Source organism: Nocardioides islandensis, assembly GCF_015352455.1.
Lineage (GTDB): Bacteria > Actinomycetota > Actinomycetes > Propionibacteriales > Nocardioidaceae > Nocardioides > Nocardioides islandensis.
The window spans coordinates 532,315-556,880 of the sequence record NZ_JADKPN010000001.1; the positions used below are offsets into that span (position 1 = coordinate 532,315).

A 24,566-nucleotide genomic window follows, 5' to 3' on the forward strand; every position below is an offset into this window, starting at 1 on the left:
TCACTCTCCTGCGTCGAGGACCTCGGCGTAAGCGGGCAGCGTCAGGAAGTCGACGAACTCGTCGTCCAGGGCGGTCGCCACGAAGACGTCGCGGGCGGTGTCGAGGTGGTCGACGTACCAGCCCGACTCCCGCAGGCCGGCCAGCTCCTCGGCCACGACCGACTCCACGAGCTCGCGGGTGACCTCCTCGCCGGACGCGAGCGTGACCGCGTGGTGCGTCCACTGCCAGATCTGCGACCGGGAGATCTCGGCGGTCGCGGCGTCCTCCATGAGGTTGTGGATCGCGGCCGCGCCGTTGCCGGCCAGCCAGGCGGCGACGTAGGCGATGCCGACGTTCACGTTGAGCCGCAGCCCGTCCAAGGTCCGCTCGCCCGGGGTCGCCGCCGCATCGAGGAGGTCGGAGGACGAGACCCGTACGTCGTCGCGCTGGCGTGCGACCTGGTTGTCGCCGTCCAGCACGCCGTCGAAGATCTCGGCGCACACCGGCACCAGGTCGGGGTGCGCGACCCACGAACCGTCGAAGCCGGCGCGCGCCTCGCGCTCCTTGTCCTCGCGCACCTTCGCGAACGCCGCCTCGTTGACCGCGGCGTCGCGCCGCGACGGGATGAACGCGGCCATGCCGCCCATGGCGAAGGCTCCCCGACGGTGGCAGGTCCGCACGAGCAGGTCGGCGTACGCCTGCATCATCGGCGCCTTCATGGTGATCGCGCTCCGGTCCGGCAGCGTGAAGCCGTCGGCGTCGCGGAAGTTCTTGATGATGCTGAACAGGTAGTCCCACCGGCCGGCGTTCAGGCCGCTGGCGTGGTCGCGCAGCTCGAAGAGGATCTCGTCCATCTCGAAGGCCGCGGTGATGGTCTCGATGAGCACGGTCGCCCGCACCGATCCCTGCGGGATCCCCAGTGCCTGCTGGGAGTAGGTGAACACGTCGTTCCAGAGCCGTGCCTCGAGGTGGCTCTCCATCTTGGGCAGGTAGAAGTAGGGGCCGCTGCCCCGCGAGAGCTGCTCGGCCGCGTTGTGGAAGAAGTACAGGCCGAAGTCGACCAGCCCGCCCACCAGGGGACGGCCGTCCAGGGTCAGGTGCGCCTCGTCGAGGTGCCAGCCACGCGGCCGCGGCAGGATCACCGGCAGGTGGTCGGGATCCGCCAGGGAGTAGCCCTTCCCCTCCGGCGAGGTGAAGGCGATCGTCCGGCGCACCGCGTCGGCCAGGTTCACCTGCCCTTCCACGACGTTGCGCCAGTGCGGGGTGTTCGCGTCCTCGAGATCGGCCAGCCAGACCCGGGCGCCGGAGTTGAGGGCGTTGATCGCCATCTTGCGGCTGGTCGGCCCGGTGATCTCCACGCGCCGGTCGAGCAGGTCGCGAGGCGGCGGCGCCACCCTCCAGTCGCCGGCCCGGACCTCGGCGGTCCCCGCGAGGAAGTCGGGACGCTCACCGGATGCGATGCGTTCGCGGCGGGCGCGCCGCGCGGCCAGCAGCTCGTCCCGACGGGCCCCGAACCGCTGCTGCAGGTCGGCCAGGAAGGCCAGGGCGTCGGGGGTGAGGACCTCATCGGACCGGTCGACGGACGGACCGGTGACCTCGATGCTCGCCATCCGCGCAGACTACGGCGAGCCGCCGAAGGGCGCCGCCGCCGGTTCTCAGCCCGCTTCGCCCTCCACCGCGCCGTGCCCGTCGCGCGGCCAGGCGATCGCGGCGGTGAGCAGCCCGGCGACGACCGTGGCGTAGTAGTTCATGAACGCCTGCTTGGAGAGCAGCAGGGTCACGAAGACACCCAGGGCCAGCGCGGCGGCGCTCGTCGTGGCACCCGGCCGACCGCGGAGGCCGACGAGCGCGGACACCAGGACCCCGCCGGCCAGCGGCAGCACGGTGAGAGCCCACGACGGCGGGACGCCCCACTCGTTGCCGAGCGCGACCATCAGGGACACCGACTCGGGACGGTACGGCTGGAGCGGCTGGGTGGCCACCACGTCGTGCCAGAAGTCGCGCGGCCCCCAGGCCAGGAAGACCAGCGTCAGCACGCCGGCCAGCAGCACCCCGGCCACCACCACGCGCAGCCCCAGCCGCCGCCACACCGGCACCAGGAAGGCCACCACCGGGGCGACGTACTGCTTGCTCGCGAGCAGGAACGCGATCGCCAGCACCCCGCGTGCCTCCCAGCCGCGAGCCACGGCGAGCGCGAGGACGCCGACGCCGAGCATGACCAGGGGCTCGACCCAGCCGGCGCCGACGAGGCGGGCGGTGTACGGCGACATCACCGCGAGGAGCGCCAGCATCCGGCCCGTCCGGTCGACGGAGAGCCGCCGCCACACGACCACGAGCAGCAGCAGCGCGGCCAGGTGGCCGTAGCGGTAGTCGCCGGCGAGGTACCCGGGGACCTCCGCGAGCAGCATGCCGGGCAGGTAGGGGAAGCCGATGAGGATCCGGCCGTCGCGGACCAGCTCGGGCGCCAGGTACCTCGCGGTCTCCTGCGCGTCGAACGGGTTCGGCACGCTGCCGCCGTACGGCAGGTGGCCGTGCACCAGGTCGTGCAGCCCGCCGGTGACGTAGAGCGGGACGTCGTCGAGGTACGGCGTGGCGTGCACGACCAGGGCCAGCATCACGCCCTGGAGCGCCAGGGTCACCCAGAAGGCGACGGCCGCCCGAGGGCCCCGGGCCCAGATCGCGACCAGCGCCGCCAGCACGGCGCCCCACGACAGGGCGGCGGCCAGCGCCGGCGGCCCCGCGACCGACAGAGCGGCCTCGAAGTGGCCGGCGCGCAGCGCGCACAGGGAGACGAGCACCTGGACCACGACCAGGCCACTCCGGCCCGGCAGTCGCTGGGCGAGCCCGAGCCCGGACGCGGCAGCCACGGAGAGGAGGCACAGGACGGTCAGCAGCAGCGCCTGCACCAGCGGGTGCGCGGACTGCTGGTTCTGGAACGCCACGACGACGGCGGTCGTGGCGAGCACCACCCGGCCGAGAGGCTCAGGCCTGTCGGCCCCACCAGTCGAGGAGGGCGGCACGTGCCGCATCCTCGCCCATCGGCCCGTGGTCCAGGCGCAGATCCAGCAAGAACCGGTAGGCCTTCCCGACCTCCGGGCCCGGCCCGATGCCCAGCGCGTCCATGATCTGGGTGCCGTCCAGGTCCGGCCGCATCGCGGCCAGCTCCTCCTCCTCCGACAGCCGGGCGATGCGCGCCTCCAGCTCGTCGTAGGTACGCCGCAGCCGCTCGGCCTTGCGCTGGTTGCGGGTCGTGCAGTCCGCGCGGGTCAGCACGTGCAGCCGCTCGAGCTGGTCGCCGGCGTCGCGGACGTAGCGCCGCACGGCGGAGTCGGTCCACTCGCCGTCGCCGTACCCGTGGAACCGCAGGTGCAGCTCGACCAGCTTGCTGACCGCGTCGATCGTCTCGGTCGGGAAGCGCAGGGCCTGCAGCCGCGCCCGCGTCAGCTTCGCGCCGACCACGTCGTGGTGGTGGAAGGTGACCTGCCCGCCCTCGACGAACCGGCGCGTGCGTGGCTTGCCGACGTCGTGCATGAGCGCGGCCAGCCGGGAGACGAGGTCCGGCCCGCCGCCGGTCAGGTCGGCCAGCCGCCCCTCCTGGTCGATCGACTGCTCCAGCACGGTCAGCGTGTGCTCGTAGACGTCCTTGTGCCGGTGGTGCTCGTCGCGCTCCAGCGCCAGGGCCGGCAGCTCGGGCAGCACCCGCTGGGCCAGTCCCGTCTCCACCAGGAGCGAGAGACCTGCGCGGGGGTACGGCGCGAGCACCAGCTTCACGAGCTCGTCACGGATCCGCTCGGCGGAGACGATGTCGATGCGGTCGGCCATCGCGGACATCGCCGCGACAACGCCCTGGTCCACAGCGAAGCCGAGCTGGGCCGCGAACCGGGCGGCCCGCAGCATCCGCAGCGGGTCGTCGGAGAAGGAGTCCTCGGGCCGTCCCGGGGTCCGCAGCAGCCGGTGCGCGAGGTCGACCACGCCGCCGTACGGGTCCACGAACTCGCGCCGGGGCAGTGCCACCGCCATCGCGTTGACGCTGAAGTCGCGGCGGCCGAGGTCGCCCTCGAGGGTGTCGCCGAAGTCCACGCTCGGCTTGCGCGAGGCCGGGTCGTAGCTCTCGGATCGGTACGTCGTCACCTCGACGACCCAGGGCCCCTTCCGGCAGCCGATGGTGCCGAAGTCGCGACCCATCGTCCACACCGCGTCCGACCAGCTCCGCAGCAGCCGCTCGGTGTCGTCGGGGCGGGCGGAGGTGGCGAAGTCGAGGTCGTTGTGCGCCCGGCCGAGCATCGCGTCGCGGACCGGCCCGCCGACCAGGGCCAGCTCGTGCCCGGCCGAGGAGAAGAGGTCGCCGAGCGGGTCGAGCACCGGCGCGATCCGGTCCAGCTCGCGCCCCACCGCCTCCTGGACGTCGGCCATCCGCAGGGGAGGCAGATCGGTGGCGGACACGGGGGTCCAGCGTAGTGGCCGCGCCGGACGGGGCCGTATTCGTCGTCCCCGGACCGCACTCCCCGGCGGTCTAGCATCGGACGGTGCCCCGACGCCCGACGCTGCTGCCTGCCCTGGCGGCCGTCGTGTGGGGCCTCGGCCTCCTCGCCCTGCCGGTGGCACCGGCGTCCGCGTCCGCCTCGCAGGCCTCCGCCACCGAGGCGCCGCTGGCGATCTCCATCGACCAGCTGACGCCGTCCTCGATCCCGGAGAAGGGCAAGGTCCGGATCAGCGGCCTGGTCACCAACCAGTCCGACGAGACCTGGACCGCGATCAACGTGCACGCCTTCATCAGCGCCGACCCGATCGTCGACTCCACGGACCTCGCCTTCGAGAGCACCCGCGGGTCGGAGGAGTACGTCGGGGACCGGATCACCGTCCCGGGCACCTTCGACACGATCGCCGAGCTCGCCCCGGGCGCGTCCGCGCGGTACACCGACCGCGTCCCGGTCTCGGTCCTCGACGTCGACGAGGCCGGCGTCTACTGGTTCGGGGTGCACGCCCTCGGCACCAGCCCGGCCGGCCGCGACCCGGTGGCCGACGGCCGGGCGCGCACCTTCCTCCCGTACGTGCCGCGCCAGGGCCGCGGCGAACCGATCGACACCGCGCTGGTGCTGCCCGTCCGGCACCAGGTGCTGCACGAGCGCGACGGCCGGGTGGCCGGTGAGGACGGCTGGCTGGACACCCTCGACGAGGGCGGCCAGCTGTCGTCGATCCTGAACTTCGGGGTGGCCGCCGGCAGCCGGCCGCTGACGTGGCTGGTGGACCCGTCGGTGCCGGACGCCGTCAGCAAGATCAACAACGGCAACCCGGCGCGCCCGCTCGTCGTGCGCGACACCGACACCGGCGGCGGGGCCGGGGAACCCGGCGACGGCTCGACGACACCGACCGACCCGGCCACCGGCGAGACCGCCGACCCGGCCAGCCCCCAGCGGCAGGAGGCGAGCCGGGTCGCCACCCAGTGGCTGGCCCGGTTCCAGCAGGCGTTGTCCGGCAAGCAGGTGCTCGCCCTCCCCTGGGGCGACGTGGACGTCGCCGCGGCGGCCAAGAGCTCCCTGCAGGTCTACAACGACGCCAAGGCCCGGTCCGGCACCCAGATCACCCAGGGCACCCTGCCCGCCACTCCCGCCGTCGCCGCACCCAGCGGGCACCTCGACGACGCGGCCCTGGCCGCCACCGACGCCGCCACCACGATCCTGGTCGCCGACAAGAGCGTGGCGCGCGGCCGCGCGCCGTCCGTGGCGTCGTACAACGGCAAGCGTCTGGTCATGTACGCCTCCGACGTCCTCGACGGCGGTCCCGGCCCTGACGACCCGCTGGCGCCGGTCGCGGTCCGGCAGCGGATCCTCAGCGAGGCCGCCCTGCGGATGACCGAGCCGGGCCGGCAACCGCTCGTCGTGGTGTTCCCGCCCAGCTGGAGCCCGCCCGGCGGGCCGGACTACTCCGCGTTCTTCCAGGGCCTGGACGTCAACTGGATGCGGCTGACCTCGCTGGCGGACGCCACGGCGGTCCGGGCGCGGCCGCTGACCGCGGACCGGTACGTCTACCCGCAGTGGCAGAGCAACCACGAGGTCGACCCGGACGGGTTCACCGCGATCGACCGGCTCACCGAGGAGGCCACGCGGCTGCAGGGGGTGCTGGCCGACGAGTCGGACCTGGCCGCGCGGATCCGGGCGGAGGCGTTCGGGAACGTCTCCTACTTCGCCCGCGAGGACGAGCTGCGATCGCTGGTCGCCACCCAGGACGCCGCCGGCTGGGTGCAGGACAAGCTCCACTCGGTCTCGGTGTCCGCCCCGCGCCGGGTCATCCTGTCCAGCGACAACGGCAGCTTCTCGGTGACGATCACCAACGGCCTGGACGAACCCGTCTCGGTGCAGGTGCAGACGAGCTCCTCGCCGCCGATGGACATCACCGCACCCACCAAGCTCGACCTGGGCGCCGACGCGGCGACGACCGTGCTGCTGCGCGCCTCGACCAACCGGCTCGGCGTGCACAACGTGACGATCTCCCTGGCCGACCCCGACGGACGGCCGCTGGGCTCCTCCGACACGGTGCCCGTCCGCGCCGCCCAGGTGAGCCGGGTGATCTGGCTGATCATGGGCCTGGCCGGCGGCCTGCTGCTGCTCGCCATCATCCTGCGGCTGGTCCGCCGGATCCGGGGCGGCGGCTCCGGCGGGGACGACCCCGGCGACGACCCGGCGCCCGGCGGTGGGCCGGAGGGCGCCGCGGACGCCCGGGAGCCACAACCCGTGGCCGGACCGTGACGGAGTCCAAGCCGTCCCCGTCGAGTGGCGGGGCCGACGAGGGGGACGACTCCGTCCTCGCCTCCAGCGCCGTGATGGCCGCGGGCACGATGGTGTCGCGGCTCAGCGGCTACCTGCGCTCGCTGCTGCTCGCGGCGGCGATCGGCAACGTGCTGCACGCCGACCTCTTCACCATCGGCAACACCGTGCCGAACATGCTCTACATCCTGCTGGCCGGCGGGGTCTTCAACGCCGTGCTCGTGCCGCAGCTGGTCCGGTCGATGCGCAACGACGCCGACGGGGGCGAGGCGTACACCAACCGGGTCATCACCCTGGCGGCGCTGTTCCTCGGAGCCGTGAGCGTGGTCCTCGTCGTCGCCGCGCCGTGGGTGATGAGCGTGTTCCTGTCCTCGGACTACGACAAGCCGGCGCTGGCCGAGCAGCGCGACTCGATCGTCGCGTTCGCCCGGTACTGCCTGCCGCAGGTCTTCTTCTACGGGATGTTCGCGCTGGTCGGCCAGGTCCTCAACGCCCGTCGCCGGTTCGGCCCGATGATGTGGGCACCGATCGCCAACAACGTGGTCTCGGTCGTCGTGCTGGTCGGGTACCTCGTCCACTACGGCCCCGTTCCGCAGGCCGACCTCTCGGCGGCGTACTCCTCCGGGCAGGAGGCGTGGCTCGGCCTGGGCGCCACGCTCGGCATCGCGGTACAACTGCTGGTCCTGCTGCCCTTCCTGCGCGCCGCGGGCTTCCACTACCGGCCGCGCTTCGACTTCCGCGGCACCGGCCTGGGACACACGCTGCAGCTGGGCCTGTGGACCGTGCTGTTCGTGATCGCCAACCAGGTGGCGTACGCCGTCGTCGTCCGGCTCGCGTCCGGGGGCACGACCCGAGGTGGTTCCGAGGCGACCGGCTACACGGTGTACGCCAACACGTTCCTCATCGTGATGGTCCCGCACGCGATCATCACCGTGTCGCTGGCCACCGCGATGCTGCCGTTGCTCTCGTCCCAGGCGAGCGCCCGCGACCTGCCCGGCCTCGCCACCAGCCTCGGACGGGTCCTGCGGACCGCGCTGGCGGTGGTGCTGCCCTTCGCCGTGCTGCTGCCGGTGATCGCCCCGGACCTGGCCGTCCTGCTCTGGGACTACGGCGCGGCCCGGAGCACCTACACCCTCTACATCCTGTCCCTGTCGCTGTTCGGCATCGGCGTCGTGTTCTTCACCGTGCACTACCTCGTGCTGCGCGGGTTCTACGCCCTCGAGCGCAACCGCACCGTCTTCTGGATCCAGTGCGTGGTGGCGGGCACCAACGTCCTCGCCGCGGTCGTCCTGGTCGCCCGCACCGACGCCGAGCACACCGCGCCCGCGCTGGTCGTCGCCTACACCGCGTCGTACGCCGTCGGCTCGGTCCTCTCCTACCTCGTGCTGCGCCGCGTGCTCGGCGGCCTGCGGACACCCCGGCTGGTCCGGTTCCTGGTGCGGCTGGCGCTCGTCACGGCCGCGGCGACGGCCGCGGCGCTGCTGGTCGCCCGGGTGCTGCCCGGACGCGACGAGCCGGGCCACCTCCTGGCGCTGGTGCGCCTGGTCGCGGTCGGCGGCGTCGACGTCGCGGCGTTCCTGGTGCTGGCCCGGGCCCTCCGGATCGGCGAGGTGACGGCCGTGCTCGACACGGTGACGAGCAGGGTGACGCGCAGGGGGCGCCGGTGATGACGCGGACCGGGCACCGTCCGCACCTACGATGAGGTGATCATCAGCCGAGGTCGAGGAAGGGAGACGGTGTCGCACGCGATCCGCCCCGGAGACGTGCTCGCCGGCCGGTACCACCTCGTCGACCTGCTCGACGAGAGCGGCGGCGGCCTCTTCTGGCGGGCCTACGACTCGTCCCTGGAGCGGTCGGTCGCGATGCACATCATCCGCGCCGACGACGAGCGCGCCGAGCTGCTCCGCGAGGCCGCACGCACCTCGGCGCGCGTGGTCGACCGGCGGCTGCTTCGGGTGCTCGACGTCGACGAGACCTCCGACCGCACGGCCCAGGACGGCACGGCGCTCTGCTACGTCGTGAACGAGTGGGCCACCGGCATCTCCCTGGACATCCTGCTGGCCGACGAGGGCCCGCTGTCGCCGCGGCGCGCCGCCTGGCTGGTCGGCGAGGTCGCGACCACCCTCGAGGTGGCGCACGCCGCCGGGGTCGCGCACGGCCGGCTGGTCCCCGAGAACGTCCTCATCGACCGCACCGGGTCGGTCCGCGTGATCGGCTTCGCGGTCGACGCGGCGCTGCACGGCCTGCCGCCCGGGCGCATCTCCGCCGACGTCACCGACCTCGCCGGCCTCCTGTACGCCGCCCTCACCGCTCGCTGGGCCGGCGTCTCGCAGTCACTGGTCAAGTCCGCTCCGCACCAGCACGGACGCGTGCTCCGGCCCCGGCAGGTGCGCGCCGGCGTCCCGCGGGTGCTCGACACGCTGTGCGACAGCGTCCTCAACCCGTACTCCGCAGCCCCCGGCTCGCACGCGCGTGGCAGCTACGACCTGACCACGGCCGGCGGCATCGCCGACGCCCTCCGGGAGTTCGTGGGCGACCCGGCCGGGCTGGCCGACGCCGAGGTGGCGGCCGTCCGCCGGCGCGAGGCCGGCGGCACCCGCACGATGCCGATGGTCCCGTTCGCGCCGCCGGGCTCGACGGGGGACCTCCCGGCCCAGGAGGCCGACCCGCTGCCGGACCCCCTGGCCGAGCCCCTCCCCGACCCCGACCCGCTGCCGGAACCCGTCTCCCGCACCGAGCAGCCCACCGAGGCCGGGCTGCCGATCTTCGACGACGACGGCAGTGTGGCCTGGATCGCCAAGCGCGCGGACACCCCGCCGCCCCCGCCGCCGTTCGAGGACCTCCCGGAGCGGCCGCTGTTCGCGCCCGACCCGGCCGACGGCAGTCCCGCCCGGCGGCCGCGCACGCCGGTCGGGCCCGGCCACGGCGGGTTCTGGCCCTGGGACACCAGCACCGGCACCGGCACCGGCATGCAGGTGACGACCGGCAGCGGCTACATCGAAGCGGTCGAGGAGTTCGACGAGGACGAGGGACGACCCGGCCGCCGCTGGCTGTGGCTGGCCGCTCTGGTCGCGGTCCTCGCCCTGGCCCTGCTGACCATCGTGTTCGTCTTCAACCTCGGCTCGGACCTCCCCAAGATCGTGGGCAACGACGACTCGAAGCCGGCGGCCAGCCGGTCGCCGAGCACCAGCGCGAGCGCCGACGCCGGGGCCACGGCGTACACCGGTGTCGCCGCCGACGACTTCGACCCGCAGGGCGACCCGCCCGAGGAGAACCCCGAGACCACGCCCCTCGCCGTCGACGGGGACGCCGCGACGTCGTGGAAGACGATGACCTACAGCCAGCAGCTCGGGCCGGGCGGCCTCAAGACCGGGGTCGGGCTGACGCTCGACCTCGGCACGTCCGGCGAGGTCACCGAGGTCGACCTGACCCTGGTCGGCGCGCCCACCGGCGTCGCCGTGTACGTCGGCGAGACGGCCCCCCGCGGCGTCAAGGGGCTGACGCCGGTCGCGACCGCCACCGCCGACGGGACCGACGTCCCGCTGGAGCTCGACCAGCCGGCCACCGGCAGGTACGTGACGATCTGGCTGACGTCGCTGCCCGCCGTCGACGGCGGGTTCCGCGGCGAGATCGCCGAGGTCTCGGTGCTGGGTGCCGCCGGTGAGTGAGCGTCCGGACGCGGAGCTCCTCCAGGCGCACGTGGACGGCGACCAGGACGCGTTCGCCCAGCTCTTCGCGCGCCATCGCGACCGGCTCTGGGCGGTGGCGCTGCGCACGATGGGCAACCCCGAGGACGCCGCCGACGGTCTGCAGGACGGGCTGATCGCGGCGTACCGCCGGGCCGGCTCCTTCCGCGGCGAGGCGGCCGTGACCACCTGGCTGCACCGGGTCGTCGTCAACGCCTGCCTGGACCGCATCCGGTCGGCGAAGGTACGGCGTGCCGAGCCGCTGCCGGACGACCTCGACGAGCGCGGCGGCCGGGGCTCGCTGGTCACCAGCCACGGCAGCGAGGACCCGGCCGACGCGAGCGTGGCCACGGAGCGCCGGCGCCGCGTGCTCGACGCACTGCAGCGGCTGCCGGGCAACCAGCGCGCGGCCCTGGTGCTGGTCGACATGGAGGGGTACCCGGTCCAGGAGGCCGCCGAGATCCTCGGCTGCGCCGAGGGCACCGTGAAGTCGCGGTGCTTCCGCGGCCGCGCCAAGCTGGCCGAGCTGCTGGGTGACCTGGATCCCACCGCCGAGGCGCCGGTGGACGGGAACCGCCCCGCCGACCCGCCCGTCCCACCTGGTGACCAGCCCCGCGGCCCGCCGCCCGGCTGATCGTCCGTCCCGTTCCTTTTCCCGCCTGGAGGGAGGTGCTGCACCATGCCCGACGACCACGACGAGCTGCCGGACTCCCGTGCCGAGTTCCTGCACGAGAGCCCGCTCGACCCCGCGACCGACGCGCGGGTGCGGCGCCTGCTCGCCGACGCGCGGCACGACGAGCCGATGCCGGCCGACGTGGTCGCCCGCCTCGACCGCGTCCTCGACGGCCTGGCCACCGAGCGGGCCCCGGCCGCACCGGTGGTCGACCTCGCCCGGCGGCGCCGTACCGCCGCCAAGCTCCTGGTCGCGGCCGCGGCCGTGGTGGTGGCCGGCGTCGGTGTCGGCCAGGTGCTGCCGAACCTCGGCGGCTCCGGTGGCGGCGACACCCAGGAGACGTCCGCCGGCGGCGCCGCGGCCGACCAGGCGGCCCCCGAGGCGGCCCCCCTCGACGGCGACGCCTCGTCGCGCACGGCATCCAGCGGCGCGGCCGAGCCGAACCCCGCCAACGCCGCCCGCATCCGCTCCAACCACTTCGGGCCGGACGTACGTCGGATCCGCGACGGCCTCGACGACGGCGACGCCAAGAACTTCTCCGCGGCCCCCGGCGCCTCCTGCCTGGTCGCTCCCGTCGGTCCGGGCACGGTGCTCGCCGCGACGTACGACGCGGCCGCCGCCGCCCTGGTCCTGCGGCCGCCCACCGGTGACACCCAGGTCGTCGACCTCTACCTCTGCGGGCAGGACACGCCGCTGCGCAGCATCACCCTGACCACGCCCTGAGGGGCCCCCGACGGGTCACCATTGGTCACAAACGCCACTCCTGAGGCCCTGGTCACTGGCGTTTGGGACCAAACGCCAACTCCCCGGCCGCCACGCGGAGACGGCCGCGACGAGGGAATTCCGCTCGCCTACGATCGGTTGAACCGCACGAGTTCTCTCGTCACCTCAGGAGTGATCCGCAACCCATGAGCGACCCCCGCAACGTCATCATCATCGGCTCCGGCCCCGCGGGTTACACCGCGGCTGTCTACGCCGCCCGTGCCTCCCTGCACCCGCTGGTGTTCGAGGGGTCGGTGACCGCCGGTGGCGCGCTGATGAACACCACCGAGGTGGAGAACTTCCCCGGGTTCCGCGACGGCATCATGGGTCCCGCCCTGATGGACGAGATGCGGGCCCAGGCGGAGCGCTTCGGTGCCGAGCTGGTCGCCGACGACATCGTCGAGGTCGACCTGACCGGCGACATCAAGACGGTCAAGACCGTCACCGACACCTACACCGCGCGGGCCGTGATCCTGGCGACCGGGTCGGGCTACCGCAAGCTGGGGCTGCCCAACGAGGCCGAGCTCTCCGGGCGCGGCGTCTCCTGGTGTGCGACGTGTGACGGGTTCTTCTTCCGCGAGCAGCACATCGCCGTGGTGGGCGGCGGCGACTCCGCGATCGAGGAGGCCACCTTCCTGACCCGGTTCGGGTCGAAGGTGACCCTCATCCACCGCCGCGACGAGCTCCGCGCCTCCAAGATCATGCAGGAGCGGGCCTTCGCCGACCCCAAGCTCGAGATCCGGTGGAACTCCGAGGTCGCGAGCATCAACGGCACCGACCGGCTGGAGTCGCTGACCCTGCGCGACACCGTGACCGGCGAGACCAGCGACCTCCCGGCGACCGGCCTGTTCATCGCCATCGGCCACGACCCGCGCTCGGAGCTGCTCACCGGCCAGGTCGACCTCGACGACGACGGCTACGTCCTGGTGCAGCACCCCTCGACCCACACCAACCTCGCCGGCGTCTTCGCCTGCGGCGACCTGGTCGACCACCACTACCGCCAGGCCATCACCGCGGCCGGCACCGGCTGCGCCGCGGCCCTGGACGCCGAGCGGTACATCGCGGCTCTCGACCACGCGGCCTCGTCGGCCGGCTCGGCCGAGCAGACCGCCGCCGAGACGGTGTCCGTCGGCTCCTGACCCGGAATCACCGTCGGCGCGACGGTGTTCACTCCACACACCACCCCATCCACCCCAATCCGAGGAGCGTCCCCCGTGGGAAACATGCCAGCCGTCACCGACGACGAGTTCGAGGCCCAGGTCCTCAAGTCGGACAAGCCCGTCCTGGTCGACTTCTGGGCGGAGTGGTGCGGTCCGTGCCGCCAGGTGGACCCGATCCTCAGCGAGATCGCCGAGACCCACGGTGACAAGATCACGTTCCTCAAGATGAACGTCGACGAGAACCCCGTGACGCCGTTCTCCTACCGCGTCAACGGCATCCCGACGATCAACGTCTACCAGAACGGCGAGGTCGTCCGGTCGATCGTCGGCGCGCGGCCCAAGGCCGCGATCCTCAACGAGCTCTCGGAGTTCCTCGAGGCCTGAGCCGCTGACGCAGCGACGCCCGTGTCGGGCGCTCCGTCGTGGGCTTGGGCACCGGCCGGACGACGCCGATCAGCCGCTCGAGAGCGGCCTCGACCTCGTCGCGCCACGACAGCGCCGAGCGCAGGTCCATCCGCATCCGGGGGTTCCGGGCGTGCTGGCGGTGGGTCTTGAACCCCACGCTGCTGAGGAACTCCACCGACGCGACACAACGGCTCCCGCGGGGATGGTCCCGCGGGGGTCGTTTCGTGTTCCACCCAGGGTCCCCGCGCGTGTCGCCGAACGCCTCCACGGCCTTGATCCCGCCGCGCTCGATCAGGTCGCGGGCCATCCCCTGCACCAGCATCCGCCCGAGGCCGCCCCGGCGCGCGTCGGGGGCGACGTACACCTGCGTCAGGAGGACCGCGTCGTGGGAGACCGGGGCGGTCGCGAACGACGCCGCGCCGGGCAGGAACGCCTCGGGGGCGTAGAGCGCGAAGCCCTTCGGCACCCCGTCCACCAGCACGACGCGTCCGCAGGAGCCCCACTCGCGCAGCACCGTCGAGACCCATGCGTCCACCTCGTCGGCGGCGTCACCGTTCGACTGCTCGACCCGCCCGCGGCGTACCGGGTCCAGCTGCCAGAACACGCACGAGCGGCACGGCGCGGTGATCTCGTCGAGGTGGTCGAGGGTGAGACGGACGACCTTGCGCGACATCCGGCCTCCTCGGATCGCGGACCCAATCACGGACGCCTGTGCGACATCGGGCCCTCATCGTCCATGCTAGACGCGTCATGGCGCCCGACTCCCCCGATGTGTCCCGTACCCGGCTCGACACCTACGTCGACCGGTATGCCGCGCGCACCCAGGGGATGACGGCCTCCGAGATCCGGGCGCTGTTCGCGGTGGCGTCGCGCCCCGAGGTCGTCTCGCTGGCCGGCGGGATGCCCAACATCTCCGGGCTCCCCCTCGACGTGGTCGGCGCGGCCATCGCCGACCTGGTCACCCAGCGCGGTCCGGTCGCGCTCCAGTACTCCTCCGGCCAGGGCGACCCCACGCTGCGCGAGCAGATCTGCGAGGTGATGGCGCTCGAGGGCATCGAGGCGCACCCTGACGACGTCGTGGTGACCGTCGGCTCCCAGCAGGCCGTGGACCTGGTCACGCGGGTGTTCTGCGACCCGGGCGACGTGGTCATCTGCGAGGCGCCGTCGTACGTCGGGGCGCTGGGCGTCTTCAAGGCCTTCCAGTGCCAGGTGGTGCACGCCGAGATGGACGCGGACGGCCTGGTTCCCGACGCGCTGCGCCAGGCGATCGCGGCCACCCGCGCCGCCGGGAAGACCATCAAGTTCCTCTACACGATCCCCAGCTTCCACAACCCCGCCGGCGTCACGATGAGCGCCCCGCGTCGCGCCGAGATCCTCGACATCTGTAGAAGCGAGGGCGTCCTCATCCTCGAGGACAACCCCTACGGCCTGCTGGGCTTCGACGGCGAGCCGATGCGCGCCCTGCGCGCCGACGAGGCGGAGGGCGTCATCTACCTCGGGTCGTTCTCCAAGACCTTCTCACCGGGCCTGCGCGTGGGCTGGGCGCTGGCGCCGCACGCCGTGCGCGAGAAGCTCGTGCTCGCGCAGGAGTCGGCGACGCTGTGCCCGCCGGCGTTCAACCAGATGGCCGTGTCGGCGTACCTCCAGGCCCACGACTGGCAGGGGCAGGTCAAGCAGCTGCGGGAGATGTACCGCGAGCGCCGCGACGCCATGATCGAGGCGCTGCACGACCTGATGCCGGCCGCGTGCCGGTGGAACGTCCCGCACGGCGGCTTCTTCGTCTGGATGAGCCTGCCCCCGGGCATCGACGCCAAGGCGATGCTGCCGCGCGCCGTGACCGCGCGCGTGGCCTACGTGCCCGGCACGGCGTTCTTCGCCGACGGCTTCGGGTCGGGGTCGATCCGGCTGTCCTTCTGCTACCCCACCCCGGAGCGGATCCGGGAGGGCGTACGCCGGCTGGCCGGCGTCCTGGAGGAGGAGATGGAGCTGCGCGCGACCTTCGGCGCCACCGGCGGCCACGCCCTACGCCTGGGCGAGCTGCCCCGCAGCGGGTACGACGGCCCGGGGACGGACCTCTCGTGACGCGCCCGGTGGTGGTGTTGGCCGGCGGCCTCTCCCACGAGCGGGACGTCTCGCTGCGTTCCGGGCGCCGCGCCGCCGAGGCGCTGCGCGCGGCCGGCGTCGAGGTGGCGGAGCGGGACGTGGACGGCACGCTGCTGGCCGCGTTCACCGCGGAGCCACCGGCCTGCGTCGTCCCGATGCTGCACGGCGAGAGCGGGGAGGACGGCGCGATCCGCGAGGTGCTCGACCTGCTGGGCGTCCCGTACGTCGGCGCGGGGCCGGCCGCCTGCCGCACGGCGTTCGACAAGCCGGTGGCCAAGACCCTCGTCGCGGGCGTCGGGATCTCGACGCCGGAGTCGGTCGTCCTGCCGCACGAGACGTTCCGCGAGCTCGGCGCCCAGGACGTGATGGCCGCGGTGGTCGCCCGGCTGGGCCTCCCGCTGGTCGTGAAGCCCGCCCGCGGCGGCTCCGCGCTCGGCTGCACGCTCGTGAGCGACGAGGCCGACCTCCCGGACGCGATGGTGGACGCGTTCGCCTACGGCCCGGTGGCCCTCATCGAGCGGTTCGTGGCGGGCACGGAGGTGGCCGTCCCGGTCCTCGACGACGGCACCGGCCCCCGCGCGCTGCCGGTGGTGGCCATCCGGGCCGACGGCGGCATCTACGACTACACGGCGCGCTACACGGCCGGTTCGACCGAGTTCACGGTCCCGGCGCCGCTGCCGGCCGACGTGCTGGCCGAGTGTGCCCGGGTGGCCGTGGCGGCCCACGAGGTCCTGGGGCTGCGCGAGCTGTCCCGCTCGGACCTCATCGTGGCCGCGGACGGCTCCGTGGCGTTCCTGGAGGTCAACGTGGCGCCCGGCTTCACCGAGACCTCGTTGGTGCCGCTCTCCGTCGAGGCCGCGGGCCTGGACCTGGGGGACGTGCTGGCCTCGCTGGTACGGGCGGCCTCGGCGCGCGACGTACGTGCCGGCTCGAGGGCCGCCGGGTAGCGTCCCGTCGGTGAGCGAGCTGACCTACTCGGCGATCATCCGGATCGCCAAGCTCGGCTTCCGCGCGCTCGGCCAGCAGATCTCGATCACCGGCCTGGAGCATCTGCCCCGGACCGGCGGTGCCCTCGTGGCGGTGAACCACGTGTCGTACGTCGACTTCATCTACGGCGGGCTGCCGGTCGAGCGGATCGGCCGGCGGCCGCGGTTCATGGCCAAGCGCGAGCTGTTCGACCACCGCGTCACCGGGCCGATCATGCGGGCCTGCCGGCACATCGAGGTGGACCGCTCCGACGGTGAGTCCTCGCTCGGGGTCGCCCTCGACAACCTGCGTCGGGGCGAGGTCGTCGGCATCTTCCCGGAGGCCACGATCTCCCGCGCGATGGAGATCAAGACCCTCAAGACCGGCGCCGCCCGCATCGCCGCCGCCGCCGCCGTCCCCCTGGTCCCGGTGGTCCTCTGGGGCACCCAGCGGATGATGACGAAGGACCACCCCCGCGACCTCTCCCGCGGTCTGGCGATCACCGTCCGGGTCGGCGAGCCCGTCCCGCTCGAGGGCGATGCGGTCGGCGACACCGCGCGTCTGCACGCCGCCATGTCCGGTCTGCTGGACACCGCGATCCGCGAGTACCCGCAGCCGGAGCCCGCCGCGTGGTGGCTCCCCGCCAGGTACGGCGGGACGGCGCCGACCCTCGAGGAAGCCGCCCGGACCGACGCCGCGGAGCGGGCCGCCCGCGCCGCCCGCAAGGCCGAGAAGTCGGCCTAGCGACTTATCACTCTGGTGATATATCGCTAGATCGCTTTGTCGACATTAGCCTGTTTGCCCAGGTCAGCGGCCTGTCCGCGACGAGACGCCGTCAGATCGGGCGGTCGGACCGGTTGCGCGGGTCCATGACGTCGACGATCCGGCGCAGGTCGTCGAGCGAGGCGAACTCCACGGTGATCTTGCCCTTGTGCCGGCCGAGGTCGACCTTGACGCGGGTCTCGAGGCGGTCCGAGAGGCGCTCGGCGAGGTCGGTGAGGCCGGGCGCGACGGGCTTGTTGCGACGGACCGCGGGGGTCTTGGCCTCGGCTCCTCCGGTCGCCACGATCTCCTCGAGGCCGCGCACCGAGATGCCCTCGGCGACGACGCGGGCGGCCAGCCGGTCCTGCTGGTCGGCGTCCTCGACACCGAGCAGGGAGCGCGCGTGGCCGGCGCTGAGGACGCCCGCGGCGACCCGGCGCTGGACGGCCGGGGAGAGCTTGAGCAGCCGGATGGTGTTGGAGATCTGCGGGCGCGACCGGCCGATCCGGGAGGCGAGCTCGTCGTGGGTGCAGCCGAAGTCCTCGAGCAGCTGCTGGTAGGCCGCCGCCTCCTCCAGCGGGTTGAGCTGGGAGCGGTGGAGGTTCTCCAGCAGCGCGTCGCGCAGCATGTCGGAGTCGTCGGTGGCCCGGACGATCGCGGGGACCTCGGTGAGGCCGGCCCGCTGGGCCGCGCGCCACCGACGCTCGCCCATGACCAGCTCGTAGCTGTGGGGGCTGGTCTGCCGGACCACGATCGGCTGGAGCAGCCCGACCTCGCGGATCGAGTGCACCAGCTCGGCCATCGCGTCCTCGTCGAAGACCTGGCGGGGCTGCACCTGGTTGGGCTGGATCTGGTCGGCCGGCAGCTCGGCGAACCACGAGCCCTCCGGTCGCACCAGCTCGGGTGCCCCGTCCGCGTGCGCCGCTGCGACGGTGGGCTCCTCGCCCGTCTCGTCCTCGACGGGAGCCGTGGGGATCAGGGAGCCGAGGCCACGGCCCAGGCCCCGGCGCACCGGGCGCTCGCGGCTCACGACGCCACCCCCACGGCCCGCAGCGCGACCTCCCTGGCCGCCTCGAGGTAGGAGAGGGCGCCGGGGGAGGCCGGGTCGTAGGTCATCACGGTCTGGCCGTACGACGGCGCCTCGGAGACCCGCACCGAGCGCGGGATCGTGGTGTTGAGCACCTGGTCGGCGAAGTGCTCGCGCACCTCCTCGGCCACGCCCGCCGCGAGCCGGGTGCGCGCGTCGTACATGGTGATCAAGATGGTGGACACCTCCAGCCGGGGGTTCAGGTGCGCCTTGACCATGTCGATGGTCTCCAGCAGCTGGCCGAGGCCCTCCAGCGCGTAGTACTCCGCCTGGATCGGGATCATCACCTCCGCGCCGGCGACCAGCGCGTTGAGGGTGAGCAGGCCCAGCGAGGGCGGGCAGTCGATGAAGACGTAGTCGAACCGGTCCTCGCCCGCCTGCTCGGCGGTGCCGATCAGCGGGTGCGTGGCCAGCGCCTTGGAGAGCCGGCTCTCCCGGGCCACCACGCTGACCAGCTCGATCTCCGCGCCGGCCAGGTCGATCGTCGCCGGCACCACCCAGAGGTTCTCGACCTCGGTGGCCGGGGAGGCGACCTTGTCGAGGGAGGTGCCGTCGACGAGCGCGTCGTAGGTCGACGCGACGCCGCGACGGTGGTCCGCGCCGAGCGCGGTCGAGGCGTTGCCCTGGGGGTCCAGGTCGACCACCAGCACCCGCTGGCCGAGCTGGGCGAGGGCCGCCGCGATGTTGACCGTGCTGGTCGTCTTGCCGACGCCGCCCTTCTGGTTGGCCACCACGACCACACGCGTGGCCCCCGGACGCGGCGCCGCGACGCGCTGGCGAGCGCCCATGCGGGCCAGCACCGAGTGCTCGGCGGCGCGGGCCAGCGGCGTGGTCTCGTCGTCGAAGCTGGGCGTCAGGTCACTCAGGTCGCCGGCCGTCAGCACCCGCCGAGGGGTCGCGGAGGTGGCATCGTCGCTCGTTTCACGTGAAACGTCGCCCTCCGGGCTCTCCCCCACCGGGGATTCACCCTGTGGAGAAACTGGGGCCACTTGTGGACGAACACGCTCGTCGGGCCACCCCAGACCGGTGGATAACCCCCCTGGGGTCTCCCCCGGGACGTCCGGTCCGTCGGAGGGCCACCCCAGTCCTGCGCCTGTCGATGGGGCTGGGTCGGTCACACGTTCCTCCGCTGCTTCCTCGGGCGCCGGCGGTCGCTCCCCGCAGACCCGCGCCAACCTACCTGTCCCTGCTCGGGCCGGACCACCCGCACCACCCAGGTGGGCTCCTCCAGCACGCCGGCCCCCAGCTCGGCGACCGTCGGCCGCTCGCAGCCGAGCTGCCGGAGCCCGGGCCAGGCCTCCTCCACCTCGGCGGCCGCCGAGGCCCCCTTCATCGCGACCAACTCACCATGGGCCGCGGCCAACGGCAGGCACCAGCGAGCCAGCTTCTCGAGGGGTGCCACCGCCCGGGCGGTCACCACCTCCCAGGTGCGCTGTCCGTGCTGCTCCTCGGCGCGGCCGCGCAGCACCTCGACCTGGTCTGCCAGACCCAACGTCTCCACCGCCTCCTCCAGGAAGCGGGTGCGCCGCAGCAGCGGCTCCAGCAACGTCACGCGCAGGTCCGGTCGCGCGATCGCCAGCGCCAGTCCCGGCAGACCGGCCCCGGACCCCACGTCGACCACGGTGGCACCCCGGCCGATCACCTCGCCGACGACGGCACAGTTGAGCAGGTGACGGTCCCACAGCCGGGGCGCCTCCCGCGGCCCGATCAGGCCTCGGACCACCCCGTCGGTCGCCAGCAGCTCGGCGTACCGCTGCGCCACCGACAGGCGCTCCACGCCGAACACCCGCCGCGCCCGATCGGGCACGGCGGGTGTTTCACGTGAAACATCGCCCATGAGGGGTGCGTGTCAGACCGGCAGGATCACCACGAAGCGACGCGGCTCGATGCCCTCGGACTCCGAGGTCAGGCCGGCCTCGGCCACGGCGTCGTGCACGACCTTGCGCTCGAACGGCGACATCGGGTCCAGCGAGACGCGCTCACCGGTCTCCTTGACCTGCTGCACCGACCGCTGGGCGAGCTCGACGAGCCGCGCCCGCTGACCGGCCCGGTAGCCGGAGATGTCCAGCATCAGCCGCGAGCGCTCGCCGGTCTCGCGGTACACCGCGAGCCGGGTCAGCTCCTGGAGGGCGTCCAGCACCTCGCCGCGCTGACCGACCAGCTGGCTCAGCTCCGCGCCCACGATGGAGACCGCGGCGCGGTCGCCGTCGACGTCCATGTCCAGGTCGCCGTCGAGGTCGGCGATGTCGAGCAGCTCCTCGAGGTAGTCGGCGGCCACGTCGCCCTCGCGTTCGAGCTGCGCCAGGCGCGCGTCCTCGGCGCCGTCGGCGTTCGTGTCGGTCTCGGTTTCGGTGTCAGTGTCCTCGACCGGCTGGTCGACGACATCCACCGATGGGCTGGTGAGCTCGTCACTCATGCGCTGTCTCCCTCGTTCGTGGCGGGCCGCTGGGCGCCGCCCTTCTTCCGCTGTTGGCGGGTCTGCTTCTTGGGTTGCTGCCGGGGCGCCGCGCGCGGCGCCTCCTCGACGGTGTCCGTGGCGGTGGACGTGGTGCCGGTGGCCGCCGGCTCCTGACCGGTGTGCGTGCCCTTGGCGGCGTCGCGCTTCTGCTTGGCGGCGAACGCCGGGGTGCCGGGGGCCGGGTTGTTCCGGATCACGTAGAACTGCTGGCCCATGGTCCACAGGTTGGAGGTGGTCCAGTAGAGGAGCACGCCGATCGGGAACGCGATGCCGCCGACCGCGAAGACGACCGGGAGGACGTACAGCAGCATCTTCTGCTGTTGGGCGTAGGGGCCGGTCATCGCGTCGGTCGGCATGTTCTTGCTCATCAGCTGGCGCTGGGTGAGGAAGGTGGTGGCCGTCATCGCCACGACGAGGATCGCGGCCAGGATCATCACGGCGCTGTTGCCGTCGTTGTTGAGGAACGTCAGCTTCAACGGGATGGTGTCGAAGATCTTGGACTGGCCGAAGGACTTCGCCAGGTCGCTGTCGAGGAAGCCGTGCGCCTTCTGCTTCTTCGCCGCCTGGTCGAGCATCCGGAACAGCGCCAGGAAGATCGGCATCTGCACGATCAGCGGCAGGCACGAGGCGAACGGGTTGGTCCCCGTCTCCTTGTAGAGCGCCATCGTCTCCTGCGCGAGCCGCTCGCGGTCGTGGCCGTACTTCTTCTGCAGCTCCTTGACCCGGGGCTGGATCAGCTGCATGTTCCGGCTGGACTTGATCTGCTTGACGAACAGCGGGATCAGCGCGGCGCGCACCACCAGCGTCAGGCCGACGATGGACAGCGCCCACGTGGAGCCGCCGTCGGCGTCGAAGCCGATCTGGCTGAGCAGCCAGTGCCAGGACACCAGCACCGCCGACACCGCGTAGTACAGCGGCGTCATGATGAGGTGGCCGACCTGGCCGAGGAAATCGAGCACGGAGATGGCTCCTTAGCCTGTGGTGGTGCGGGTCGGGTGGGGCGGGACCGGGTCGTAGCCGCCGGCGGCCCACGGGTGGCAGCGGCCCAGGCGGCGGACCGCCAGCCAGGTGCCCTTGATGCTGCCGTGCACCTGCACGGCTTCCAAGGCGTACGCCGAGCAGGACGGGTGGTACCGGCAGACCTGGCCGTACAACGGGCTGATGACGGCCCGGTAGCCGCGCAGCAGGGCGATGAGGACGTACTTCACTGGGAGGTCTTCATGAGGTCACGGGCTCGCCGGCCCTGGACGCTGGACGCGTGGCTGGAGGGACGACCCGTTCCAGACAACGAGCGAGATCGGCGCGGAGTTCGTCGTACGACGCCTCGCCGGCCGTGGCCAGCGCTCGCACCACGAGGGTCGAGCCGGCCGGGAGCTCGGCGAGCCGCTCGCGGACCAGGTGGCGCAGGCGCCGGCGGGCCCGGTTGCGCACAACGGCGCCGCCGACCGCACGGCCGACCACGAAGCCGACCTGGGCCGGCCGCTCGTCACCGTCCGGGTGCCCGGGTTCGCACAGGTGCAGCACCAGGGTCCGGCTGCCGGCCCGGCGGCCCTCGCGCACACAGCGCCGGAAGGACTCACTCGAGGTGAGCCGGGCGCCCGCGGGCAACACGTCCGGCTCAGACGGCGAGCTTGTCGCGGCCCTTGCGACGACGCGCGGACAGGATCGCGCGACCCGCACGCGTGCGCATCCGCAGGCGGAAACCGTGCACCTTGTGACGGCGGCGGTTGTTCGGCTGGTACGTACGCTTGGTCACAGCTATTTCTCCGTGGGTCGAGGCCCTGGGCGGGCCTGCGTAAAGGGGTCTGCGGACACCCGGGGCAGCACATGCGAAACGGCGCCACGACAGGTGACCGGCCAACGGTACGCGAGCGTTCTCCACAGGGTCAAACCGTCGACCCGCTACCACCCGCGACGGGCCTGCGGACAGCATCTCAGACAACGCGCTGGCCTGTGGATGACGTCTTGCCGATGCCCGCGGCGCCGGGTTAGGTTCGGCGACGACGAGATTCCCCGCCGTCCCCCATCACCTCCGGTGCCGCACCTCGGCAGCGTCTGGCCATTCCCCGGTCTACAACGCTCTGACCTGCGCCAACATCATCGGGTGCGGTCGTTCGCGGCCGTCGCGCGGTGGGGACCTACGGCTCGTCGCGCTCCTTCACAGGTTGTGGAGAAGTATGTGGAGTTCCGGTCAACGGAGTGGGTCACCAGAAGGGCGGCGGCAGAGCGTGGAGGACCAGCAGCAAGGTCAGCAGGGGAGTCCGGACCACACCGACCTCGAGGCGGCCTGGTGGTCGGTCGTCGACGAGCTGCAGCCCAACCAGCGCGCCTGGCTGGAGGTCAGCGCCCCGGTCACGCTGCACGGCAACCAGGCGATCATCGAGGTGGTCGACGAGTTCACCCGGACCCAGCTCGAGGGCCGGCTGCGCAACCAGATCGAGGAAGGGCTGACCGCGACCTTCGGCCGCGACATCCGCCTCGGCGTCACGGTCAACCCGGCCCTGGCCGAGCGCGCCCCGGTCACCCCCGAGAGCCGACCGACAAGTCGCCATGTCGACAACTCGATCAATCACCAGATCGACACGGTCGCCCACTCCGCGGGGTATCCCACCGGCATGACCGAGGAGCCGCCGGCCGACCAGAACCGCACGTCGGTGCTCGAGACGCGACTCAACCCGAAGTACACCTTCGAGACCTTCGTCATCGGCTCCTCCAACCGCTTCCCGCACGCGGCCGCGGTGGCGGTCGCCGAGGCGCCCGGCCGGGCCTACAACCCGCTGCTGGTCTACGGCGACTCCGGCCTGGGCAAGACCCACCTGCTGCACGCGATCGGCCACTACGTCCGCAGCCTCTACAACGGCGCCAAGGTGCGGTACGTCTCCTCCGAGGAGTTCACCAACGAGTTCATCAACGCGATCCGTGACGACCGGCAGGACCGGTTCAAGCGGAAGTACCGCGACGTCGACGTGCTGCTGATCGACGACATCCAGTTCCTGGAGGGCAAGACCCAGACCCAGGAGGAGTTCTTCCACACCTTCAACACGCTCCACAACGCCAACAAGCAGATCGTGCTGACCTCCGACCGCGCGCCCAAGCGCCTCGAGGCGCTCGAGGACCGGCTGCGCAACCGGTTCGAGTGGGGCCTGATCACCGACGTGCAGCCGCCGGACCTCGAGACGCGCATCGCGATCCTGCGCAAGAAGGCCGCGATGGACCGGCTGACGGCGCCGCCGGACGTGCTGGAGTTCATCGCCTCGAAGATCCAGACCAACATCCGCGAGCTCGAGGGCGCGCTGATCCGGGTCACCGCGTTCGCGAACCTCAACCGCCAGGAGGTCGACATGACCCTGGCCGAGATCGTGCTCAAGGACCTGATCCCCGAGGGCGGCGAGCCGGAGATCACCGCGTCGCTGATCATCGCCCAGACCTCGGCGTACTTCGGCCTCCCCATCGAGGACATCACCGGACCGAGCCGCGGCCGGCACCTGGTGATGGCGCGTCAGATCGGGATGTACCTGTGCCGCGAGCTCACCGACCTGTCGCTGCCCAAGATCGGCGCCCAGTTCGGCAACCGCGACCACACCACGGTCATGTACGCCGACCGCAAGATCAACCAGCTGCTCGCCGAGCGCCGGGCGGTCTTCAACCAGGTCTCCGAGCTCACCAACCGCATCAAGCTGCACGCGCGCCAGTCCTGAGGACGAACTACAACGGCGGAAGATGTGCGGGAGCCTGTGCGACGCGCCGGTTCTCCTCCACA

General features: G+C 72.6%; 23 protein-coding genes. 11 read left to right on the plus strand and 12 right to left on the minus strand.

The features are described from left to right. The 3 genes from aceB to ISU07_RS02570 are packed head-to-tail and all read right to left on the minus strand — an operon-like array spanning position 1 to position 4,393. A complete protein-coding gene (gene aceB / locus ISU07_RS02560) occupies positions 1 to 1,590 on the minus strand; it encodes a malate synthase A (protein WP_194705167.1) in 1,590 nt (529 codons plus the stop codon). Positions 1,591 to 1,635: 45 nt separating this feature from the next. Beyond that, a complete protein-coding gene (locus ISU07_RS02565) occupies positions 1,636 to 2,949 on the minus strand; it encodes a hypothetical protein (protein ID WP_194705168.1) in 1,314 nt (437 codons plus the stop codon). 13 nt (positions 2,950 to 2,962) lie between these two features. Then, positions 2,963 to 4,393: a CCA tRNA nucleotidyltransferase gene (locus ISU07_RS02570; RefSeq protein ID WP_194705704.1), complete on the minus strand. Its 1,431-nt coding sequence runs from the start codon at positions 4,391 to 4,393 to the stop codon at positions 2,963 to 2,965. A 113-nt stretch (positions 4,394 to 4,506) separates the two neighbouring features. Here ISU07_RS02570 and ISU07_RS02575 point away from each other — a divergent pair, with 113 nt between their 5' ends. From ISU07_RS02575 to trxA, 7 genes are all read left to right on the plus strand, one after another. Continuing rightward, positions 4,507 to 6,726, plus strand: coding sequence for a DUF6049 family protein (locus ISU07_RS02575; protein ID WP_194705169.1), 2,220 nt, complete (start codon positions 4,507 to 4,509; stop codon positions 6,724 to 6,726). Further along, complete coding sequence (gene murJ / locus ISU07_RS02580; RefSeq protein WP_323742382.1) at positions 6,723 to 8,411, plus strand: murein biosynthesis integral membrane protein MurJ; 1,689 nt, start codon at positions 6,723 to 6,725, stop codon at positions 8,409 to 8,411. Before ISU07_RS02575 ends, murJ begins: the two co-directional genes overlap by 4 nt. 69 nt (positions 8,412 to 8,480) lie before the next feature. Continuing rightward, a complete protein-coding gene (locus ISU07_RS02585) occupies positions 8,481 to 10,412 on the plus strand; it encodes a protein kinase family protein (RefSeq protein ID WP_194705170.1) in 1,932 nt (643 codons plus the stop codon). Beyond that, positions 10,405 to 11,064, plus strand: a complete 660-nt coding sequence (sigM, locus tag ISU07_RS02590; RefSeq protein ID WP_323742383.1) for an RNA polymerase sigma factor SigM — start codon at positions 10,405 to 10,407, stop codon at positions 11,062 to 11,064. Before ISU07_RS02585 ends, sigM begins: the two co-directional genes overlap by 8 nt. Before the next feature lie 45 nt (positions 11,065 to 11,109). Beyond that, positions 11,110 to 11,826: a hypothetical protein gene (locus tag ISU07_RS02595; RefSeq protein ID WP_194705172.1), complete on the plus strand. Its 717-nt coding sequence runs from the start codon at positions 11,110 to 11,112 to the stop codon at positions 11,824 to 11,826. Positions 11,827 to 12,011: 185 nt separating this feature from the next. Then, positions 12,012 to 13,004: a thioredoxin-disulfide reductase gene (gene trxB / locus ISU07_RS02600; RefSeq protein WP_194705173.1), complete on the plus strand. Its 993-nt coding sequence runs from the start codon at positions 12,012 to 12,014 to the stop codon at positions 13,002 to 13,004. A gap of 84 nt (positions 13,005 to 13,088) precedes the next feature. Next, a complete protein-coding gene (gene trxA, locus ISU07_RS02605) occupies positions 13,089 to 13,409 on the plus strand; it encodes a thioredoxin (protein WP_194705706.1) in 321 nt (106 codons plus the stop codon). On the opposite strand, the gene ISU07_RS02610 is transcribed toward trxA, so the two are convergent. Then, a complete protein-coding gene (locus ISU07_RS02610; protein ID WP_194705174.1) occupies positions 13,378 to 14,103 on the minus strand; it encodes a GNAT family N-acetyltransferase in 726 nt (241 codons plus the stop codon). The genes trxA and ISU07_RS02610 overlap by 32 nt on opposite strands. A 77-nt stretch (positions 14,104 to 14,180) precedes the next feature. Between ISU07_RS02610 and ISU07_RS02615 the strand changes: the two genes are divergently transcribed. Genes ISU07_RS02615 through ISU07_RS02625 form a run of 3 tightly spaced genes read left to right on the plus strand, consistent with a single transcriptional unit; the run spans position 14,181 to position 17,243 of the window. Next, complete coding sequence (locus ISU07_RS02615) at positions 14,181 to 15,512, plus strand: aminotransferase-like domain-containing protein (protein WP_194705175.1); 1,332 nt, start codon at positions 14,181 to 14,183, stop codon at positions 15,510 to 15,512. Continuing rightward, complete coding sequence (locus ISU07_RS02620; protein ID WP_323742384.1) at positions 15,509 to 16,480, plus strand: D-alanine--D-alanine ligase family protein; 972 nt, start codon at positions 15,509 to 15,511, stop codon at positions 16,478 to 16,480. The genes ISU07_RS02615 and ISU07_RS02620 overlap by 4 nt, the downstream gene beginning before the upstream one ends. A gap of 10 nt (positions 16,481 to 16,490) precedes the next feature. After that, positions 16,491 to 17,243: a lysophospholipid acyltransferase family protein gene (locus tag ISU07_RS02625; RefSeq protein WP_194705176.1), complete on the plus strand. Its 753-nt coding sequence runs from the start codon at positions 16,491 to 16,493 to the stop codon at positions 17,241 to 17,243. Positions 17,244 to 17,334: 91 nt separating this feature from the next. Here the strand turns inward: ISU07_RS02625 and ISU07_RS02630 are convergent, their stop codons facing one another. The 8 genes from ISU07_RS02630 to rpmH all read right to left on the minus strand — a co-directional run bounded on the left by ISU07_RS02630 (position 17,335) and on the right by rpmH (position 22,562). Continuing rightward, positions 17,335 to 18,291 carry a ParB/RepB/Spo0J family partition protein gene (locus ISU07_RS02630; protein WP_194705177.1) on the minus strand — a complete coding sequence of 319 codons (957 nt, stop codon included), beginning with the start codon at positions 18,289 to 18,291 and terminating at the stop codon, positions 17,335 to 17,337. Continuing rightward, positions 18,288 to 19,232: a ParA family protein gene (locus ISU07_RS02635; RefSeq protein ID WP_407671333.1), complete on the minus strand. Its 945-nt coding sequence runs from the start codon at positions 19,230 to 19,232 to the stop codon at positions 18,288 to 18,290. Before ISU07_RS02635 ends, ISU07_RS02630 begins: the two co-directional genes overlap by 4 nt. A gap of 230 nt (positions 19,233 to 19,462) precedes the next feature. After that, positions 19,463 to 20,155: a 16S rRNA (guanine(527)-N(7))-methyltransferase RsmG gene (gene rsmG / locus ISU07_RS02640; RefSeq protein WP_323742385.1), complete on the minus strand. Its 693-nt coding sequence runs from the start codon at positions 20,153 to 20,155 to the stop codon at positions 19,463 to 19,465. A gap of 42 nt (positions 20,156 to 20,197) precedes the next feature. Then, a complete protein-coding gene (locus ISU07_RS02645; RefSeq protein ID WP_194705179.1) occupies positions 20,198 to 20,764 on the minus strand; it encodes a Jag family protein in 567 nt (188 codons plus the stop codon). After that, positions 20,761 to 21,765, minus strand: coding sequence for a membrane protein insertase YidC (gene yidC, locus ISU07_RS02650; RefSeq protein WP_194705180.1), 1,005 nt, complete (start codon positions 21,763 to 21,765; stop codon positions 20,761 to 20,763). The genes ISU07_RS02645 and yidC overlap by 4 nt, the downstream gene beginning before the upstream one ends. Positions 21,766 to 21,777: 12 nt before the next feature. Further along, a complete protein-coding gene (yidD, locus tag ISU07_RS02655) occupies positions 21,778 to 22,014 on the minus strand; it encodes a membrane protein insertion efficiency factor YidD (RefSeq protein ID WP_194705181.1) in 237 nt (78 codons plus the stop codon). Positions 22,015 to 22,024: 10 nt separating this feature from the next. Continuing rightward, entirely contained in the window at positions 22,025 to 22,417 is a 393-nt protein-coding gene (rnpA, locus tag ISU07_RS02660) for a ribonuclease P protein component (protein WP_194705182.1), read from the minus strand. Between the two features lie 7 nt (positions 22,418 to 22,424). Further along, on the minus strand, positions 22,425 to 22,562 hold the full coding sequence (gene rpmH / locus ISU07_RS02665; RefSeq protein WP_194705183.1) for a 50S ribosomal protein L34: 138 nt from the start codon (positions 22,560 to 22,562) through the stop codon (positions 22,425 to 22,427). A gap of 421 nt (positions 22,563 to 22,983) precedes the next feature. On the opposite strand from rpmH, the gene dnaA reads away from it, so the two are divergent. Then, positions 22,984 to 24,504 (plus strand): chromosomal replication initiator protein DnaA, encoded by a 1,521-nt coding sequence (dnaA, locus tag ISU07_RS02670; protein ID WP_407671334.1) that lies wholly within the window; start codon positions 22,984 to 22,986, stop codon positions 24,502 to 24,504. Positions 24,505 to 24,566: the final 62 nt, after the last annotated feature.

Excerpts from the sequence above, each read along its gene's own strand:
- aceB (WP_194705167.1), bottom strand. The coding sequence starts at position 1,590 with ATGGCGAGCATCGAGGTCACCGGTCCGTCCGTCGACCGGTCCGATGAG.
- ISU07_RS02570 (WP_194705704.1), bottom strand. The coding sequence starts at position 4,393 with ATGGCCGACGTCCAGGAGGCGGTGGGGCGCGAGCTGGACCGGATCGCG.
- ISU07_RS02595 (WP_194705172.1), top strand. The coding sequence starts at position 11,110 with ATGCCCGACGACCACGACGAGCTGCCGGACTCCCGTGCCGAGTTCCTG.
- trxB (WP_194705173.1), top strand. The coding sequence starts at position 12,012 with ATGAGCGACCCCCGCAACGTCATCATCATCGGCTCCGGCCCCGCGGGT.
- trxA (WP_194705706.1), top strand. The coding sequence starts at position 13,089 with ATGCCAGCCGTCACCGACGACGAGTTCGAGGCCCAGGTCCTCAAGTCG.
- ISU07_RS02610 (WP_194705174.1), bottom strand. The coding sequence starts at position 14,103 with ATGTCGCGCAAGGTCGTCCGTCTCACCCTCGACCACCTCGACGAGATC.
- ISU07_RS02615 (WP_194705175.1), top strand. The coding sequence starts at position 14,181 with ATGGCGCCCGACTCCCCCGATGTGTCCCGTACCCGGCTCGACACCTAC.
- ISU07_RS02645 (WP_194705179.1), bottom strand. The coding sequence starts at position 20,764 with ATGAGTGACGAGCTCACCAGCCCATCGGTGGATGTCGTCGACCAGCCG.
- dnaA (WP_407671334.1), top strand. The coding sequence starts at position 22,984 with ATGTGGAGTTCCGGTCAACGGAGTGGGTCACCAGAAGGGCGGCGGCAG.